This is a genomic window from Pseudomonas urethralis (assembly GCF_021602465.1).
Lineage (GTDB): Bacteria > Pseudomonadota > Gammaproteobacteria > Pseudomonadales > Pseudomonadaceae > Aquipseudomonas > Aquipseudomonas vlassakiae.
Genome location: NZ_BQIJ01000053.1, coordinates 1 through 849 on the forward strand (window position 1 = coordinate 1; position 849 = coordinate 849).

The 849-nt window shown below is 64.0% G+C and carries 3 protein-coding genes; all 3 read right to left on the minus strand.

What is annotated here, in order from left to right; translation table 11 throughout:
• Positions 1 to 156: 156 nt before the first annotated feature.
• On the minus strand, positions 157 to 327 hold the full coding sequence (locus L6D64_RS28150; protein ID WP_172827507.1) for a hypothetical protein: 171 nt from the start codon (positions 325 to 327) through the stop codon (positions 157 to 159).
• Entirely contained in the window at positions 324 to 527 is a 204-nt protein-coding gene (locus tag L6D64_RS28155; RefSeq protein ID WP_176510430.1) for a hypothetical protein, read from the minus strand. Before L6D64_RS28155 ends, L6D64_RS28150 begins: the two co-directional genes overlap by 4 nt.
• The coding region (locus L6D64_RS28160; RefSeq protein WP_236192667.1) for a hypothetical protein at positions 524 to 849 on the minus strand (326 nt) is incomplete at its 5' end. The genes L6D64_RS28160 and L6D64_RS28155, both read right to left, overlap by 4 nt.

Genomic DNA, 849 nt, shown 5'->3' on the forward strand with positions numbered 1-849 from the left:
GGTCCGGTTATCCCCTAAGGGCCCGCCGGGCTCGGGTGTGTGTTCAGGAAGTGATGCTGCCGGCCAGTGCGCTGGCGAGCATGAAGAAGGTGCAGGCGAAGAGCATGGAGAAGGAGCCTCGCCAGATAACCAGGCGGCGGGCGCGCTGGTAGCTGGTCATGGCCGAGGCCTCACAGCGATCTGGCCGGCCTTTAGCGCCGCGACGATCTCCGGCGGCAGCTTCTGCACCGGGAGTTCGCGGGGAAGACCCACGCCGATGATCGCCAGGCTGCGCTCGATCTGCTCAAGCTGTTCGTCAATCAGGGATTTGACAGGTGCGGTGCTCATGCAGCCTCCTTGCGCCGAACGGCAATACGCCGGATGCGCTCGCAGTAGTGTTTGAACTCGTGGGAGTCGATGACGAGGATGGAGAAGTAGGCGACTACCATCGTCTCAGCCTTCGCGTCCTCCACCGGGCCAGAGCCCGGCAGAAGCATCGTCTCGATTGCGGCCTCGATGGCGCGAACCGCCACGCTGTGAGGATTCATTCCGCGTCCTCGGCCTGGGCCAGCACTGCTTCCTTGGCAAAAGGGGTGAGCAGTTGGCGGGCGATCTCTTCAAGTTGCACTTCTGGGTTGGCAACGCTCAGGATCTCGTCGGCCGCTGCTGCCGCATCGCTGGTCACCTTGCAGCGCGCGGCCAGGACCAGGCGCCCAAGTACCGAGTTGCTGATGCCCGACAGACCAAGCTGGCCCATCGCGAACTCGTCCACCGCCTGAGCGAAGCGTTCGTATGTCACGCCACGCTGGCGGAAGTTGCGCTGGAACACTACGTCACGGCGCGCCATCAGCTCTGCGATACCGTCGTCGA

Coding starts and splice junctions, on each gene's coding strand:
- L6D64_RS28155 (WP_176510430.1), bottom strand. CDS start 527: ATGAATCCTCACAGCGTGGCGGTTCGCGCCATCGAGGCCGCAATCGAG.
- L6D64_RS28150 (WP_172827507.1), bottom strand. CDS start 327: ATGAGCACCGCACCTGTCAAATCCCTGATTGACGAACAGCTTGAGCAG.